The following is a 17,443-nucleotide window of genomic DNA, read 5'->3' as shown; positions in this document are numbered from 1 at the left end:
AGTTACAGATATATTAATCGAAACAAGTAATAACCAGCTTGAAAATATTACTAATTTCTGTAGTTTCGTTTTTAGCTTTGCTATTTTTAAAGATGCCGCTACAAACAAAATCAAATATACAATAAAACGAAATTTTGTGACTGTAATAAAATTTTGCTCTAACGCTGCTCCATGAACTAAGTACCCCAACGGACCATATGTGAATATAATATCTTTTCCAAAAATAAGTTTGTCTACTGCTGCACGGCTAATTGCATATTGCCAAGATAGCTCTAGATCGGTTCCCAAACTATTTGGTATTGGTATAAAAATTAGAAAAAGGTATAATGATACGAGTGTCCAAATTAAAAAAATAGGGGGTATTGAATTTTCTTGAAAGTAGTTTTTTGCATTTTTCCGACAGGGGATATATAGCCACTTTACTCCACTACATTTACTTTAATTTCACCATCTAATTTGATAAACTGCTTACCCACAGGCTCGTATACCCAAGCTTGTATTACGGTTTTTCCAGGTGGTAAAGACTCGAATGAAATATTAGCTGACCATTCTACCTTATTAAATTGAATCGAGTTAGGAGTTGTGTCAACGATCGGACTATTTAGGTTTACAAGCGCATCGGCAAAAAATGATTTACGATCGCCATAGGAAAACAATACTATATTTGGAATTTCCTGACTGTCTGGTAAGCTAGCCCAGCCTGCTACATCCAAAGTTCCATTTCTGCTAATAGTAATGAGGGTTCCTTCTGTAGGGGGAGAGTCTAAGTGACCATAGTTCTTGGCTGGCTCAGTAATAAAGGATACATCTTTCGGAAACTTTCTAAAACCTATTTCCTCCAGAATTCCTGATAGCTTTCTTAGCTGACTAGTAAGAGGTGGTGGAAGAATAGTTTTTTCTAAACAGCTATGTTCTAAATTATTTATGAATTTTATTAACTCTAAGCAAGTTTCACCAGCAAGTCTTTGTTGGTGAAGAGCTATTGTCGGGGGAATCCGGTTAATAGAATTCATGAAAATAAACCCTATAAAAATACTAGTAATAAAGACATTTCTTGAAAAAGATAGCCGCCAAAGATGAGCAACAGCAACAACTAATAATATTGAGCAAGTTGTATATCTTGACGACATAGATTCTCCATAACCTAAACGACCTAATGTGGTTATAAGAGCGAAAAGTATGGCAAATAAGCCTATTGATATCCAAGGTGCTATCTCTAAACTAAAATTAAATTTTGATTTATACTTTACGAAATAAAATATTAGTAAGAAAAAAGTTGAGAAAAGTATAGCCCCTAAAGTTTTTACAATAAGGGGAATATTAGCATGATATACAATAGGCGCTCCCAGAAGAGTAAAAAAGTAGTATAAAGTACCAAGTGGGTGTTTCAGAAAAAGAAGCGTATCGGGGTGGTGACTTGGTTTTTGATAACCTATAAAATAAATAGTAAAAGTTCCGATTAAAAGTAAAATCCAGACTGTGATTCTTATTATTTTTTGCCTATAACTACCCTTAATAGAAGCTATTGATGGCATTACAGCTAGCCAAGTTAGCAATCCATGCGCTGCAGAGAAGCTAGCTATAAAACAAGGTATTGCTGCTAAATAAAGCCTTTTAGGAAAATTATTAGATGAAGCAATAATTAAAACAGCTACTGCCAAACAAGCATTAATTAAGAACCATAGTAATTGATAACCCCATAACCAGTTTTCGTACTGGATTATGGAGAACAATAAAATACAGGTTAAGAAATTTGTTAAGTGTTTTGAATTGCTAAAATTATTTCTGCCTTCTAGTAGGGAAAGTTTATATAGCAGTAAAAATGTCATGCCTACTAAAAATACGCTAAAATATAATTCATATTTAATGTTCCAGTTTGATATTAAAGCTAAACCAACAAATATAAGCTTTGGAAAAAATGTTCTATGTTCGTTGTGTTGAGCAAAAAAATCTTCAAAATTTGCTTTTCCTGTTAAAACTTTTTCAAACAGGCTAACTAAATCCCATTGATCTCCTAAGGGAGCATTGACACTAAAAAAAGCTATAAAACATAGAGTAACTGTAGGTGGAATGAGAAAAATTGATGCTAATGGTGGCTTGAGTTTAGAAATTGTAATTTTATACATTAAAGTTTATTTGTCGTGTAATAAACAAGGCATTCTAATAAGAGAAAGTTACTATCAGTAGCCTTCTTATTGCTAGTGTTACAACTAATCTTTAAAGAAAAATCTCGCTAACTTGATGCTCGAATTTATGCAGCCACTCATAAATTTCAGTTAGAGTTGTTTTTGCATCTTTCTGAGGTTGCCATCCAGTGGCATACATGACCTTGCTAGAGTCTGTAATAAAAATCGGTACATCTCCCATTCGAGAGGCTGAAAGGGGAGTAATTGGTATGCTATGCCCGCAGATTTCTTGGCAAAGCTGCGTCGTCTCGCAAAGTGAAAGTGTATTGTTTACCCCACCACCTACATTAAATGTCTGTCCGGCTAATTTTGATAATTGATGAATTTGCAGGTCAATTAAGTTTAGGAGATCGCTTACATGTAAAAAATCTCGTACCTGCTTGCCCGTTCCACCATAGCCAATGTATTTCAACGATCGCTTAAAATAATGAAATGCCATCCACAGAGCAAATACGCCTTGATCGACTTTGCCCATTTGCCAGGGTCCAGTCAGCACGCCACAGCGGTTAATTATAGTTCTTAGTCCATAAGCCTCGGCATATTCAGCCACCAACAGCTCTGACGCTAACTTAGTAGCACCGTAAAGCGATCGCGACCCATTTAAAGGAAAATTCTCAGCAATACCTTGGCTCGATGCTCCTGGTAAACTTTGTTGCTCTAAGAGTTGAAACCGTGTTTCTGCCTCTTTGAACTGCAAACTACTAAGGCTCTTAATTGGATAGATTCTACTAGTAGAAAGAAAAATAAAATCTGCTTGAGTTTGTCGAGCCAATTCCAGACAGTTTATCGTTCCCACCAAATTTGTTTGTAGTACGTACCCTGGAGACGCATATCCCGCTAAAACTGATGGTTCTGCCGAACACTCTACAATTAAATCGGGTTTAAGTGCCACTGGATCGAGATCTTCTTGATTTCGTACATCTCCATGAATAAACTGAATACCTGCTTGCTTTAGTCGAGGTAAATTTAGCTCTGAACCCCGCCGCTTGAGGTTATCTAAAGCAGTAATCTGCCAGTCAGGATAGCGCTGAGCCAACCCCAACGCTAAAGTACTACCTACAAAACCCGCTCCTCCTGTAATCAAAACTTGTCGAATCATTAGATCTATCTCCCAATTGCTGGTAATTCATTAACTTTGGAAGGTTTAACTGCTTTCACAAACATTTGTCCTCCTAAAAACCTCCACAAAATTTTCAATTTAAGGTAGAGTCTTAAAAGCTGAGGTGAGGTCAATCTACCTTTTGTTGAATAAGGTAGGAACCTGGGAATTAACACATTAATTTCAAAGCCTACAGTCTCTAGTATTTCTTTCAAAGAAAGATGAGTTAGCGGTAATTCATGATCGATAAAGTCATAGTATTCCTTAAACGAGTACTTAAAATTGGGCTGAATAATTAATAGCGAACCGCCAGGTTTAAGGCGATTCCAACAAAATAATAAGATCTCAATCAACTCTTCTTTATTATTTAAATGTTCAAAAAAATTAGAAATAAAGATCCGATCGACACGCTTGGTAAACAAATCTCGTTCTTTAAAGTTTAGAAGATTAAGATGAGCAATCCTAACGTCAGAATTAGCAAATACTTGAGAGTCAGGATTTAAATCAATTAAGTATTTTTCTTTTGCTTGAATCTGATTGATAAACTCGCAATATCCTCCTCCAATATCTAATACAACTGAGTCTTGTCCGACATGTTTTTGTAAAAAGTTTTCTATTAAAACTTTCCACAAAGCAATTTTAGCTCTCTTCTCTTTATAATTAAATCGATTACTGTAAAGCCTTTTGAGATATTTCTCTTGGTTTAAATGTGAAATAGCCATGAATTTATTAGCTTCCTCAAATTAAAAAGTATTCCTTTTCAGGCTCATCTACGAATTGCAGGTTGTAAGTTCTTCCGAACGTAATCTCCTCTAGAAAGTTTCTTTTCTAAAAAGATACAGAGGGCAATAAATAAATAACGGCTACCCATTTCTTTGAGCTTTAACTTAGACACTCCTGTTGTACGATTGCGCCAGGAAATTGGTATAACTGCGTAAGAGTAGCCTCGCGCGATCGCTTTAAGCGGAATTTCAACCGTAAGATTAAAGTGATGAGATAAAAGTGGATAAACTCCCTTAATGACTTCTCGGCGATAAGCCTTAAAAGCATTAGTCGTGTCATTGAAGTTTAAGCCAAATAAGATTTGAATAAATAAATTGGCTAAACGATTCACAATTAACTTATGAGCTGGATAATCAATGACTTTACCACCTTTAATAAAGCGAGAACCAAACACGCATTCGTAACCTTGACATAGCTTATAGTAGTAAGCAACTATGTCTTCTGGAGCGTCAGAGCAATCTGCCATCACAATCGCTACAGCATCCCCTTGAAAATTCTCTAAACCGCAGCGTACTGCAAAACCAAAACCATTAGGATAATAGTTATTAATGTAGGTTACTTTAGGATTTTGTAAGCGTAGCTGTTGTAAAACTGCTTCTGTGCGATCGCGACTATTATCGTTAACTACTAAAATGTCGTAAGGGATGTACTTCTCTTCTAAAACTTGGCTAATCGATTGGATTGTTCGGGCAATACAATCCTCTTCGTTATAAGCTGGAATGACTATTGAAAGAACCAGAGTAGGTTCAATACTTGTGGAGGTTACAGCTAGTTTGGCTGAATTTGACGGAGTTGCTAAAGCTGGTGCTAATCCTTCTGGATAATAAAGCTCGGTCTTTTTTCTAGTTTGAAATACTAAGCGATCGCTAATTATATAGTTAAGAATAGCACCTAGTAGCACACCTATTAGGGTATTATTCTGAGGGCTAAGACTTAACCAATCGAGGATAGGAAAAAGTATTAAACGTATAATTATGCTCGAACTAGCAGATATATGATAGAGCGGTAGCTGTCGCCACAAAACTTTTTCCAGCCTCCAATCACCACCAGTCCATACCCAGATGCGGTAGATGAAAAAACTAAATAATAAGGAAACCTCCATTGATATTGCATTGGCTATATTTCGCAATTCAGGTGTATGAAACCCTAAGCGATCGATTAATAGAGAAATGAGCCACACATTCAGTGCTGCTGCTATACCCCCACCAATGAAAAATTTAACTGTTCGTTGTTGAAATATTTTTTGCATCACTACTACTCCAATATAAATGAAGCTAAGAGAGTAATTTGCACTACTAAAACGAGTTAATCCTTAATCCCAACGACTAGTGTTTTGAATGTAAATCTCTTTGAGAATGTTTTTAATGCTATAAGTTAAGTTCCAGTCAGGATAATCCTGTTGAAACTTCTGAACATCGCTAATCCACCAAATATGATCTCCGCTTCTATTAACTTCTTCATAACTCCAATTAAGTTTTTTCTCAGCGATCGCTTCACATTCTTGAATTGCTTCTAATATCGAGCAATTACTGAACCGACTTCCCCCAATGTTGTAAACTTCAGCAATCCGAGGAGCTTGGTAAAAATGATAGAAAGCATTGACCAGATCGTAGCTATGAATATTGTCTCGAACTTGCTTCCCCTTGTAGCCATAAACCCGATAGGGTTTTCCTAACATCGTGCATTTCATTAAATAAGATAAAAATCCATGTAATTCAGTACCTGAGTGACTGGGACCTGTTAAACATCCACCTCGAAAACTAGCAGTTTTCATGTCAAAGTAACGTCCGTATTCTTGGACTAGTACATCCGCTGCAACCTTGGAAGCTCCAAATAAAGAGTGTTTGCATTGGTCAATACACATTGTTTCATCAATGCCAACACTGTATGGGTGCGCTTCCTCAATCTCCCAACGCCACTCTTGCTCGACTAGTGGTAAGAAATTCGGTTTGTCTCCATAAACTTTATTAGTAGAACAAAAAATGAAAACCGCATTTGGACAAATTTGGCGGGTATTTTCTAGTAAGACCAAAGTACCGTTAGCATTGACTGTAAAATCAGTGTAGGGGTCGCGAGCTGCCCAATCATGAGAAGGCTGAGCTGCTGTATGAATAATTAAGCTAATGTCTGTGCCATAGTGTTGAAATAGTTGAGTAACTGCCTCGCGATCGCGAATATCAATATTATGGTGAATATACTGTCCGTGATATTTTTCTAATAGCAAATCGCGGTTCCATTTAGTTGAGGCATTTTCCCCAAAGAATGTTTGCCGCATATTATTATCAATTCCTACGACGGTATAACCCCGGTCGCAGAAAAATCTCACCGATTCAGAACCAATTAATCCTGCCGAACCCGTGACTAGAATAATTGTCATAACTTTTTATAGTAGCTTTAGCATGTATCTGTTGTCAGATTGCAGCTTCACAACTACCTCTAGTAGCTCTTAAAGCTAAATTTAAAAAAACCTTAAAATAGTTCTCGAACAGTTTACTAGTAGGCAATAGTAAGTTGAAGTACTACTTTAGGAAGCAATCTAGTCTCTATGTTCTGCTAGAAGCTATATTTTGTTAAGACAGAAAAGTTCAGGAATTGAAAAAATACTGTAATTGACAGTAAGGTAAGATGTCTTATTCAAAGCATTATGACAGATGAAGATGCGCTTAATTTGCGCTTCAAACCAAATTTCAAATAGCTTTTTTGATTGTTTTGAATTGCTTTTAAATCCTCTGGGGCAATCGCAAAAGCGAAAGTTGTAAAGTGAATGGCAAAAGTCAAAATTTAAAAGTCAAAATACTTGATGGCGGATCGAGGTGACATGGATATCTTACTCTAACTCATTCAACTTTAACTCGAAGCAACGGAGCGATCTTGTTGCCGATTCTCGATCTTTCTTCTTCCCCAAGGTTTAATTACGGAAATAGCAACGATCGCTAAAATACAGCCAGTCTGTATGGTAGCACCTATTAACACTGCTTTTTGGTCAAATACATAAAGAGGGTTTTGCCATGCTTGAATTCGCTCTGTTTGAGCAATAGCAGTCATTGCATTTGTCCAGGGACCAAGCCAGATAGTACCCGTGACAATTAGGGTTACAGTCATCACCCATTTGGCTATGACCCAGTAGTGTTTGAAAAACCCCCAAATTGTCAGCCAGCAAAGCAATCCACCTGTGATTAGCGATAGGACAGCCGCAGGGATAATGACAAAATCATCTAGCAGTTTCAGAACTGAGTTAATTGCATAAAGTTCATCGCCATTGATGGTGTTGCGGTTATGTAATGCGATCGCAACCATACATAAAGCCGTGCCAAACCACATACTGCCTACAGCAACGTGGACGGATAGCAGCCAGTTTTTTTGCTTGACGCTCAGTTTTTTCATATATTTAGTACTCCATTGCTAGGATATTAGCTAACATACAATTAGGTGGCTAACTATATACTACAGCACGATCGCGAATCGGTTCAGTTTCAGTTACGGTTCGCGCATCGCAGCACTACCAGAGCGCAGCTTACCGAGTAACTCGATCAATGTCTTTTTTTCTGCTGTCGTCAACTGAGACATCATGCTTGTCGTGCGGCAAAAATGCTCTGGAAGCAGATTTGAAATGAGTTCTCGTCCCTTGTCAGTCAGATGGATCGTTAGCATTCGGCGATCGCCGGGATAGGGTTGGCGCTGCACTAATTTTTCCCGTTCTAATCCATCTAACAGTCCGGTAATAGTTGCACGAGTGACACCCGCACGTTCGGCAAAACCCGAAGGTGTAAGTCCCTGTTCCCCAGCCACAAACAATTGCATTAGTAGGGTAAACTTGCCCACAGACAAGCCGTGGCGGGCAAAATGAGTTTCCAGGGCAGTATAAACTTCAGCAGTAGTATCGAGAAAAGCTAAACAGGTTTCGACTGAAGCAATATCAACTTCTGGAAATTGTTGAGCCAGCTGTTCTATAGTCTGGCGGTTGGGGATACTGCGGGAGGAAACCATAGGGAAGTCGGAAATTAGAAGTCAAAAGTCAAAAGTCAAAACCAAGAACAACTAACCATCGATCGCTACAAATGACCCATGACCAATTACAACTTAATTTGACAGGTTTTGCTGGCTATCTTGGCTGTTTCTGTGGCATGTGTGGTAATAACGGAATGCGCTTGTAGTTTGTTGCAAGCTGTTTTCAACCAAGTTGAGAAACTACCACCTTGCCATAATTGTACTGTTTTGTCCCAACTGCCGCTGATAATATGTTGCCCGTCGGGGCTAATTGCAATTGAGGTGACAGAAGCTTCATGCTTTTGTAACGGTTGCCCGATCGCATTGCCTTGCAAATCCCACAGTCTTACCGTGCGATCGCGACTACCACTAACGATATATTCTCCATCTGGGCTGAAAGCAACGGATGTAACGAGACTACCATGCCCTAAAAAAGGTTGACCGATCGCGTTGCCTTGGCGATCCCACAATCGTACCGTGCGATCGCGGCTACCGCTAACGACATATTTTCCATCTGGGCTAAAAGCTACTGAGTGGACTTCATCTGGATGTCTGCGCCAGGGTTGACCGATAGGATTGCCCTTTAGATCCCACACGCGAATTGTTTTGTCGTTACCACCGCTGATAATTTGTTGTCCATCAGGACTGATAGCGACTGAGAATACGCCACCTTCATGTCCTTGGAAAGGACGCGCGATCGCATTACCCTGTTTATCCCATAATCGAATTGTACCGTCTGCACTACCACTGATTATATGTTGTCCATCAGTACTGATAGCGACTGAGAATACATCATCTGCATGTCCTTGAAAGGGACGAGCGATCGCATTACCTTGTTTATTCCACAATCGTACCGTGCGATCGTCGCTACCACTGGCAATATATTGTCCGTCTGGACTAATAGCAATTGAGTTGACAGCACCTTGATGACCTCGTAGCTGAGTCAGAGGATTTCCAGATTTATCCCACAACTGAATTGTCTTGTCAGCACTACTACTTGCAACGTACTGCCCATCGGGACTAATGGCTACAGCTAAGACTTTATCCTGGTGTTTTTGGAAAGTGCGATCGCTTTCAAAATCGGCTAGATTCCAGAGGCGAACTGTACTATCTTCGCTACTACTAACAATCGTTTCTCCATCAGGACTAAAGCCAACTGAGTAAAGATAATATTCATGTCCGATTAGAGGCTGACCGATTTGATGTCCTTTTAAATCCCACAACCGCAGCGTTTTATCGTCGCTGCCACTTAAGATATACTTTCCATCGGGGCTAAAAGTGACTGCACGGACAAAATCTTCGTGTCCGGTGAAGGGTTGAGCGATCGCATTGCCTCTGAGATCCCACAAGCGTATCGTATTATCGGCACTACCACTTGCGATCGCTTTTCCATCGGGACTGAAGGCAACTGCAAAAACCTGGTCTTGATGACCCCGAAAAGGCTGGCTGCGTGGATTTCCTTGTTTGTCCCACAGCCGAATCGTGTTGTCAGCACCACCGCTAGCAATGTATTGTCCGTCTGGACTGAAGGCGACTGACCAAACTTCTCCTTGATGTCCCTGGAAGGGTTGACCGATGAGGTTGCCCTGTAAATCCCATAACCCGATCGTGCTATCATCACCGCCACTGGCGATGTACTGTCCATCAGGGCTGAAAGCAACAGACAGCACGGCAGTTTGATGACCCTGGAAGGGCTGACCGATGAGATTGCCCTGTAAATCCCATAACCTCACTGTATTGTCACCACCGCCACTGACTATATATTGCCCGTCTGGACTGAAGGCGACTGAATGAACAAAACCTTTATGACCCCGAAAGGGTTGACCGATGGGATTACCCTGTTTATCCCACAAGCGCACCGTTCCGTCATCGCTAGCACTGGCAATATACTGACCATCGGGGCTAAAAGCAGCTACCCAAACAGCACCCTGATGTCCTCTGAGGGCATTGCGTTCTGTAGGTACGGCGATCGCATCCCGTAAACTAGAACGTACTTGGGGTAAAGTCTGCGCGAATCGATCGCCAAATCGGTCTATACTTTCACCAGTGAGGGCGATCGCACTCGTTACTCCTTCTACTGGGTTAATATTTAGCAGGTTGGTGGCTTGATTTGCCCGTTCGCGCAAGCTTAAGATTGTTTTCTGTCGTTCGGCTTGTTGCCATTGCACTCCTGCCAAAAGTGCGAGTCCGGCAAAAATAATTGATGCGCCGGAAACTGCCATGAGTTGTTGCTTTCTACGTGCTTCTGCTTCCCAAATCCGGCGATCTCGTTCTGCTATGCTGGCATCGATAAATCGATTTTCTAACTCAGTTAACCCACCCAGGCGATCGAATTCTTGTTTCTGTCGCAGTTCTTCTACCCGTTGCAACTTAGAACCATTCCAGAGTTCGTCTGAGGGTGTACCTGCATCTTGCCAGCGTTGGGCATCTTCTGACAATCGATTGCGAATGGCGATCGCTTCTTTACTATCTTCAATCCATTCTTTCAGAGTTGACCAAGAGTTAATTAAAATTTCGTGAGCAATTTCTACAGTCGATTGTTCTTGACGGTTGCTAACCAATAAGTTGCTATCAATTAATCGATCTAAAATATTTTGCACTAATTGGTTATCAAATTCGGTCAGATAAGCGCGACGACTGACAGCTTTTCCTACTATATTGAATTCTTTTTCTGTTGCGGTTAAATCGATTAATCTGAGAAAAATTTGTTTTGCTGCCTGTTGCTCTTGTGGTTGTAAATGCTGATAGATGCGATCGACATGACTTTGTAATGCTCCGCGCACGCCGCCCAATTCTCGATAAGTTTTAATATTTAAAGTGCGGTCTGAAATATCTTCATTTTGCCAAAGTAAATCTAAAGTGTATTGTAATAAAGGTAAAGAACCAGCTTGTCCTTGGATATCTCGAATAATTTCTTCTACTAATCCGGCTTCAAAAATAACACCATGATGAGCAGCAGGTTGTTCGATCGCCTGTCTCAACTCATCTGGGTGCATATCAGTCACGAGATGAATATTCTGCTGTGCAATTTTACCTAAGTTTGGGTAGGGACTAAAACGATCTAAAAAATCTGCCCGCATTGCTAAGATAATTTTGACAGATTGGCGATTCGATTTAGCAATAGCAACTAAATTATCAATAAATTTTTTACGTTGTTCTAAATCTTGACATAATGTGAAAATCTCTTCAAATTGGTCAATAAATATGAGCCATTGCGAGTTTTTCTCTTTCAAAGCGTGAATACCTTGATTGAGAGGTAATTTAAAATTATCAAAAGCAGATTCTACTTCGGATTGCTTGTAGCCTTTACCAATCAAGCTAATTCGGAAAGATTCAAAAGGGTTTCTGTCAGGAGTAAATGTAAAATCGCGAAATTTAGCACCTAATTTTTCAGCAAGTTGAGGGAGAATTCCAGCCCGAACTAAGGAGGACTTGCCGCTACCAGATGCACCCAAGAGTAGGATAAAATTACTTTGACTGATGACTTCAATTAAATTGGCAATCAGGCGATCGCGACCAAAGAAAAGATCTTTATTATTAAATTCAAATTTCTTCAGTCCCCGATAAGGTGATGTTGGATTGAGAGGACGAGTCTGAATTGCAGAAGCGGTGACTTGGAGGATTTGGTTAATCGTAAAAACATTTCCATCACCTAAAGCAATATCACCAAAACTTTGTACTTGTTGTTGACTGTTTAGCATTTTTTGTCATGTGAGTGGCTGGTGGTTAGTGGAACCAGTGGCTGGATTCTTTTCTAGTCACCAGTCACTAGTCACAAGTCACTGATAACCGTTAAACTATCATGGCGATGATATTCGCAATAGCCAAGGCAGGATCGGCAAATTCTGCTACTTTTTTACAACAATTTTCTAAAGCGCTTCCTGCTTGAGTCAGTAAATTTTTATCTGGTTTGGGCTTCGTAATTTCTTCTTCTACAACTGAAATCGTTGCCTCAGCATTTTTCTTTTCTAATACATTCAGCGTCTCAGTTTGAGCAATTCCTTGTTTAAGCGTTTGTAATAAGTCTAAAGCTTCTTGAATTTCTTTTTTAACAAATTCACCTTTGTTTGTACTACGGGCTAAGTTTACTGAACCTTCAGCAGAAATCTGATTGGCATCAAAAGTATTGCCACTACCAAGGGTAACGTTACCAAAAGATTGAGATTGTTGGTTTCTACTTGAGGGTGTGACACTTGCTGGAGAATTTAAGGCTGTAGCCAGCTGAGATTGCAGGGCAATTTTTTCTTCTGGAGTAAAGGTTTTAATGATATCTAGAACATCTTCAACTGTGTATTTTGGCATGATAAAGTAAGTCAAAAGTTAAAAGTTAAAAGTTAAAAAATTAGACGTGGATAGCAGATGAATTTTGTGGTTCAACAAAAAGTTCTATGACTCTCCTATTTAAGAAGGGATGAAAAGATCTAAATCGATCCTAACGAAAAATCTTATTGCCCCCCTTTTGAAGGGGGGTTGGGGGGATCTAAATTCGCTGCAAAACAACAAATCCATTTGCCGGAATGACAACATGAATCCACCCATTGCTAGAACCAATAGATCCGCCTAAATTACCGACACTATTTCCCCCATAAGGTTCGGCATCGCTGTTAAAAACTTCGCGCCACGTACCATTGCCAAGACGAGAAGATTCGATCGCATATCCCGAACCAAAAGGATTATTATTCAGACTGGCAACGATTAAAAATTCTTGGGAGTTGTCCCAGCGTCTAAAAGCGATCGCTCGGTTAGAATTGTGGACGTGGATGATGTCAATGTTATGCGATCGCAATCCTGAATTGTTGAGTCGCAATCGAATGATATCCTGATAGAATCGAAACAATCGCTGTCCGTTGGTTTGCCGTTCGCCTAACAAATCTTCGCGGTTATTAATAAAGTCGCGGTATCTGTAGGCTTTTTGCGCCCCAATTTCTTCACCCATGAGAAACATTGGCGTACCTGCACTCAACATTGTCACGCCACAAGCAAAGTGACAGCGTGCCTCAGCAAAGCGCCGCGTGTCGCCAATTAAAGGTGCAGAATTAACTGCCGCTACAATCGTGCGCCGAGATTCAACGCGATTGCCTCCTTCGTCGTAATAAGAGTTACCCGCTTCGTCGTGGGATTCGTGATAGACGACTTTGTGACTGCCGGATGCTGCTAACGCGCCTGCGAAGTAATCCATCGCTAGCGGATCGTTGTCACCATAGCCAGCCGTGGGAATTAATTTGGCATATTCTCTTCCAGCGCTGGCATCGCCGACTAAATTATGGTAGAAACTGGAATACCAAGCCGCATCAAACCCCAAACCACCATTTTCAGTTGACTCGGTGACTCGATCCCAATCAGAATGATCCTCCGCCATCAACATCACATCAGGGCGGATCAGCTTCAGCGTCCGACACCATTCTCGCAGGAATTTAGCCCCAAAAACATTAACGTTACCTAACGGTCTACCATCGGCATGTAGTACGTTATATGAGTGCATCGAAGTTGTTTGATCGACGCGGAAACCGTCAACGTGAAACTCTTCTAATAGAGTCGCGGCGCTGCTGATAAACATCTTGCGTACCATCTCCTCATGAAAGCGGGGAGAGAAACCAGTGGACATGTTGTCTACATATCCGCCTTCTGGGAAGTGCCTGCCGTCCGAGTAGAAATAGTTGCTAGAATTGCCCTCGTACCAGTAATAAATGTTTTGTTCGGGAACGTCCGAATCGTAAGCCCATTGCGCGCGTCCGGCATCTGGAGAGTAGTGGTTATATACCACATCCATAATTACGGCAATACCGTTGCGATGGCACTCGCGAACAAAATGCTTCAATTGGTCGCGACCACCCGCGCTGTATTCTAAAGCAAAGTAGTGGGATGTTTCGTAACCCCAGTTTTGCTCGTCTCTAAATTCAGACATGGGCAGTAATTCAACTGCATTGACACCTAAATCGACTAAGTAGGGCAGTAGTTGTATAGCATCGGCAAAATTGCCAGGTCGATTCGTACCGTATCCCAACGCACCAATGTGCAGTTCGTAAATAACTAAATCTTCAACGCGACGGGGAAGGGGACGATTGGGATTAAATTCGTTTTGCCAAAACTCTGCTTCAGAGGTAAATTCTTGTGAAGATGACGTAATGCTATCTCCAGGTTGCATCAAAACGCGATCGGGATCGACAACCACCGAACAACTTACCGAACCATCGAGTTCGCGGTAATCGCCAGTATAAGCTGCGCCGTTGGGATTGATATTTCCTTGCCCTATCTGACAGCGGGAATATAAATCTGTTTTGTATTCTACTCTGCCGTTCTGCTTCGTAATCCGATACATATAGGACAGATGGTCAAAATTGGCGAAATTAGCCAGGGCGGAATTAGCAATATTGGTTAGCCAAATGCCATTGTTTTGTCGGGATAAAGCCAGCGCACTGCGAGAGGAGTCGATACCAGAACCGTCATCGCCGATGTAACCGCTACTACCACCAAAAACCACTTCCACATTTTGAGCGTTAGGCGACCAGACAGCAAATTGAATCGCTGGTTGGGGTGCGTCGTTATAGTATTTTTGCGCTCCCAGAAGACGGGAATGGGTGAGGTAATAGCGTTCTGGTTGCGGTTTACCGCTGTCAGGTTGTAGTGTAAAACTGCGGTAGCGATCGCTCGAATTACTATCATTAATCTCAGTGGCAATACCCCACCGATCTGCACCTGCTGAACTATCTAAAATAACAGCCCAGCGAAATAACCAACCAACTTGCGAATCATCTAACTCGACTGTTGTGGTAAAGCAGGGACAGCCATCTTCACCAATAGTTTGTTGCATGGGGATAGTCGTCCACTGCTCCGAATAACGTCCGTTGCCGTCCCAGTTACCAGTTAAGCGGGCGTTGGCAAAAATCTCTCTTCTTAATCCCGTGCAATATGTAAATTGAATGGTAGGCATAGCAAAACTCTTGTTAACGTCTTTATGTTTTTCTTTCGCTGTCGAGCATAGCCATCTGTCCGGCATCGTAGCGATCGCCCGCCACCGCAGTTGTTGGTACTGCCTTTTCAATTCGAGCGAGATCTGCGACGGACAGCTCTAGTTCCAACGCACCCAGCGCCTCAGCAAGGCGATCGCGCCGACGTGCGCCAACCAGCGGAATAATATCTGCTCCCTGCGCTAAAACCCAGGCGATCGCGACTTGAGCCACTGTCGCCCCTTGCTCGTGGGCGATCGCCCGTAACGCCTCGACGAGGGCGAGGTTGCAATCTAAGTTTGCGCCCGTAAAGCGGGGCAGGTGGGCGCGGAAATCGCGGGCTGTTGCCGATCGCTCTTTCGACCAGTGACCGCTCAAAAGACCGCGCGACAGGACTCCATAGGCAGTAATCGCGATGCCGAGTTCGCGAGCTGTCGGCAGAATCTCAGCTTCAATGCCGCGACTGAGGAGCGAATATTCAATTTGCAGCCAGCTAATCGGGTGAACGGCTTGGGCGCGGCGCAGGGTTTCGGCTCCTGCTTCTGAAAGCCCGATATGGCGCACGTAGCCCGCTTTAACCATTTCGGCGATCGCGCCGACTGTATCCTCGATCGGTACTGTATGGTCTATCCGCGCTGGTTGGTAAAGATCGATGTAGTCGGTTCCCAGCCGTTTGAGCGTGTAGGCAAGGAAGTTTTTCACGGAAGCAGGACGGCAATCAACGCCAATAAAACCACCGTTAGGCGATCGCATCGCCCCGAATTTGACGGCGATAAAGACATCTTCACGCCTGCGACCTTTCAGGGCTTCGCGCAGGAGCATCTCATTGTGACCCGATCCGTAGAAGTCTCCTGTATCCAATAACGTAATTCCAGCTGCGATCGCATCGTGTATGGTTGCGATACTTTCAGCTTGGTCAGCGGGACCGTAGAAATCTGACATCCCCATCAGCCCTAAACCGAGAGCAGAGACATTGGAACCGTTGTTACCGAGAGTGCGTGTCTGCATAATCTTCTTTCAAAAAGTGATAGTAGAAAGATACAAGATCGCGTCAAAAATTAATAATCAGCTGGTGGAGTCAGTCCCAACTGTCCGAAGAAATCGAGCCGATCGAAGTAGAGATGATACTCGACGATTAGCTCGTCCTCAAACCGCCAGAAATCGGATGCCGAGATATCTATGCTTCTGCCAGTAGGAGGCAAATCGCCACCTGGCATGGCGAGCGGACCAGTCATAGTTCCAGTAGCGTGCAGCTCGAAGGCAAGCATCCGATCTGATTCAGCTGCCATACCACGAATTTCGTGAGTGAAATCCGGTAGCGCTCGGAAGTGCATTAACATCCACTCTCGGTAGGCTTCACCGCCAGTAAATGACCCTATGGGCGTGCGAACGATGGCTGACGGTGCGATCGCGGCAGCTACGCGATCGAGATCGTGGGCGTTAAGTGCTGCGAAAAACTGCTCGGCTTGCGCGAGTAATGACATATGAATACTTCTCCGGCTTAAACCATTGGGTGCTTCTGGAGAAAAGCCAGGGCAGCTTGTCCGACTTCTACAGGATTCATGCTTTGCATCCCGTGAGTTGCATTCATAATGCCGCACCGTTCGGCTTGCGGCAGCCAGTCCATCAGAAACTGCTGCGTTTCGCGAAAACCAGGCATCGCCGCTTCACTGTCCAATCCCATCGCCGCTAAGATTGGCATAGTTGGTTTTTTCTCGACTAGCCGATCTGCCTCTGACATTCTGAATCCCCAATTGGAAATTGCCGGGAAATCAATTGTGAAAGCGATATTGGCATCAACGGCAACTCTGTCCCACACGTCAATTGGATTCGTCATATCGACAGCACTCAAAAAACTGTGTCCGCAGACATCCACCATGTAACGCTGAGCAGCACCCAGGCGATCGCCAGCTTTAAACAGATCCATCGCTCGGTTAAAGGCATTCACGTTTGCTTCCACTGCCTCTGGTGCTTCTCTCGGCAAGTATGGTTCGAGCAGGATGGCAGAATGCACCATCTCAGGATAGGAAAGCATGAATTGAAAGCCAATCACACCACCAAAGGAAAAAGCGAGAATATGTGTTTTTTCAATCCCTAAATGCTCCAGCAATTGTTTAGCGTGTTCTGCGCCTTCTTCAATGCTCAAACTATCTTTTTCTAGAGTGCTGCCGTTGTAGCCAGCTCTGTAGTAGCTAATAAACTGGTATTTTTCAAACAGTTGGGGATAAAATTGCAGTGGCGTAATCAGGCTGTCAGCAATATTCGTGCCGTGAATGCAAAGTACGGGTTCGCCACTCCCTACCAGCGCATATCTGAGTTCGGCGTTGTTGACTTTCGCCCGTTGGTTATGCTCGATTGACCAATCGCGACCGATATACATTGATTGTCTCCTACGAAGATACTAAATTGCTTGTAAAAGGAATGCAGATGGTAATGGGTAA

13 protein-coding genes and 1 pseudogene are annotated in these 17,443 nt (G+C 42.4%); all 14 read right to left on the bottom strand.

The window, feature by feature from the left end; genetic code table 11:
* Positions 1-288, bottom strand: a pseudogene (locus C7Y66_RS24875) (hypothetical protein); the annotation flags it as partial.
* Positions 289-419: 131 nt separating this feature from the next.
* Positions 420-2,126 carry a hypothetical protein gene (locus tag C7Y66_RS24870; RefSeq protein WP_106547634.1) on the bottom strand — a complete coding sequence of 569 codons (1,707 nt, stop codon included), beginning with the start codon at positions 2,124-2,126 and terminating at the stop codon, positions 420-422.
* Between the two features lie 91 nt (positions 2,127-2,217).
* Positions 2,218-3,285: an NAD-dependent epimerase/dehydratase family protein gene (locus tag C7Y66_RS24865; protein ID WP_106547633.1), complete on the bottom strand. Its 1,068-nt coding sequence runs from the start codon at positions 3,283-3,285 to the stop codon at positions 2,218-2,220.
* Positions 3,286-3,290: 5 nt separating this feature from the next.
* On the bottom strand, positions 3,291-4,007 hold the full coding sequence (locus tag C7Y66_RS24860; RefSeq protein ID WP_106547632.1) for a bifunctional 2-polyprenyl-6-hydroxyphenol methylase/3-demethylubiquinol 3-O-methyltransferase UbiG: 717 nt from the start codon (positions 4,005-4,007) through the stop codon (positions 3,291-3,293).
* Positions 4,008-4,051: 44 nt separating this feature from the next.
* Entirely contained in the window at positions 4,052-5,320 is a 1,269-nt protein-coding gene (locus tag C7Y66_RS24855) for a glycosyltransferase (RefSeq protein ID WP_106547631.1), read from the bottom strand.
* Between the two features lie 60 nt (positions 5,321-5,380).
* Positions 5,381-6,445 (bottom strand): NAD-dependent epimerase/dehydratase family protein, encoded by a 1,065-nt coding sequence (locus tag C7Y66_RS24850; protein WP_106547630.1) that lies wholly within the window; start codon positions 6,443-6,445, stop codon positions 5,381-5,383.
* Between the two features lie 470 nt (positions 6,446-6,915).
* Positions 6,916-7,452 (bottom strand): hypothetical protein, encoded by a 537-nt coding sequence (locus tag C7Y66_RS24845; RefSeq protein ID WP_106547629.1) that lies wholly within the window; start codon positions 7,450-7,452, stop codon positions 6,916-6,918.
* 93 nt (positions 7,453-7,545) lie between these two features.
* Positions 7,546-8,055: a MarR family winged helix-turn-helix transcriptional regulator gene (locus C7Y66_RS24840; RefSeq protein ID WP_015153191.1), complete on the bottom strand. Its 510-nt coding sequence runs from the start codon at positions 8,053-8,055 to the stop codon at positions 7,546-7,548.
* 86 nt (positions 8,056-8,141) lie between these two features.
* Positions 8,142-11,756 (bottom strand): hypothetical protein, encoded by a 3,615-nt coding sequence (locus tag C7Y66_RS24835; protein ID WP_106547628.1) that lies wholly within the window; start codon positions 11,754-11,756, stop codon positions 8,142-8,144.
* 91 nt (positions 11,757-11,847) lie between these two features.
* Positions 11,848-12,372: a hypothetical protein gene (locus C7Y66_RS24830; protein WP_146149869.1), complete on the bottom strand. Its 525-nt coding sequence runs from the start codon at positions 12,370-12,372 to the stop codon at positions 11,848-11,850.
* 163 nt (positions 12,373-12,535) lie between these two features.
* On the bottom strand, positions 12,536-14,986 hold the full coding sequence (locus tag C7Y66_RS24825; protein WP_106547626.1) for an alpha-amylase family glycosyl hydrolase: 2,451 nt from the start codon (positions 14,984-14,986) through the stop codon (positions 12,536-12,538).
* A 22-nt stretch (positions 14,987-15,008) separates the two neighbouring features.
* Entirely contained in the window at positions 15,009-16,010 is a 1,002-nt protein-coding gene (locus C7Y66_RS24820; protein WP_106547625.1) for an aldo/keto reductase, read from the bottom strand.
* Between the two features lie 50 nt (positions 16,011-16,060).
* A complete protein-coding gene (locus tag C7Y66_RS24815) occupies positions 16,061-16,486 on the bottom strand; it encodes an ester cyclase (protein WP_106547624.1) in 426 nt (141 codons plus the stop codon).
* 17 nt (positions 16,487-16,503) lie between these two features.
* Complete coding sequence (locus C7Y66_RS24810) at positions 16,504-17,382, bottom strand: alpha/beta fold hydrolase (RefSeq protein ID WP_106547623.1); 879 nt, start codon at positions 17,380-17,382, stop codon at positions 16,504-16,506.
* Between the last annotated feature and the right edge of the window lie 61 nt (positions 17,383-17,443).

The sequence above is a fragment of the Chroococcidiopsis sp. CCALA 051 genome (assembly GCF_003015105.1).
In the GTDB taxonomy this organism is placed as follows: Bacteria; Cyanobacteriota; Cyanobacteriia; order Cyanobacteriales; family Chroococcidiopsidaceae; genus Chroococcidiopsis; species Chroococcidiopsis thermalis.
The sequence above is the reverse complement of the archived record's forward strand: the minus strand, read 5'-3'. Positions and strand labels throughout refer to the sequence as shown.

Excerpts from the sequence above, each read along its gene's own strand:
- C7Y66_RS24865 (WP_106547633.1), bottom strand. The coding sequence starts at position 3,285 with ATGATTCGACAAGTTTTGATTACAGGAGGAGCGGGTTTTGTAGGTAGT.
- C7Y66_RS24840 (WP_015153191.1), bottom strand. The coding sequence starts at position 8,055 with ATGGTTTCCTCCCGCAGTATCCCCAACCGCCAGACTATAGAACAGCTG.
- C7Y66_RS24815 (WP_106547624.1), bottom strand. The coding sequence starts at position 16,486 with ATGTCATTACTCGCGCAAGCCGAGCAGTTTTTCGCAGCACTTAACGCC.
- C7Y66_RS24845 (WP_106547629.1), bottom strand. The coding sequence starts at position 7,452 with ATGAAAAAACTGAGCGTCAAGCAAAAAAACTGGCTGCTATCCGTCCAC.
- C7Y66_RS24850 (WP_106547630.1), bottom strand. The coding sequence starts at position 6,445 with ATGACAATTATTCTAGTCACGGGTTCGGCAGGATTAATTGGTTCTGAA.
- C7Y66_RS24835 (WP_106547628.1), bottom strand. The coding sequence starts at position 11,756 with ATGCTAAACAGTCAACAACAAGTACAAAGTTTTGGTGATATTGCTTTA.
- C7Y66_RS24870 (WP_106547634.1), bottom strand. The coding sequence starts at position 2,126 with ATGTATAAAATTACAATTTCTAAACTCAAGCCACCATTAGCATCAATT.
- C7Y66_RS24810 (WP_106547623.1), bottom strand. The coding sequence starts at position 17,382 with ATGTATATCGGTCGCGATTGGTCAATCGAGCATAACCAACGGGCGAAA.
- C7Y66_RS24860 (WP_106547632.1), bottom strand. The coding sequence starts at position 4,007 with ATGGCTATTTCACATTTAAACCAAGAGAAATATCTCAAAAGGCTTTAC.
- C7Y66_RS24820 (WP_106547625.1), bottom strand. The coding sequence starts at position 16,010 with ATGCAGACACGCACTCTCGGTAACAACGGTTCCAATGTCTCTGCTCTC.
- C7Y66_RS24825 (WP_106547626.1), bottom strand. The coding sequence starts at position 14,986 with ATGCCTACCATTCAATTTACATATTGCACGGGATTAAGAAGAGAGATT.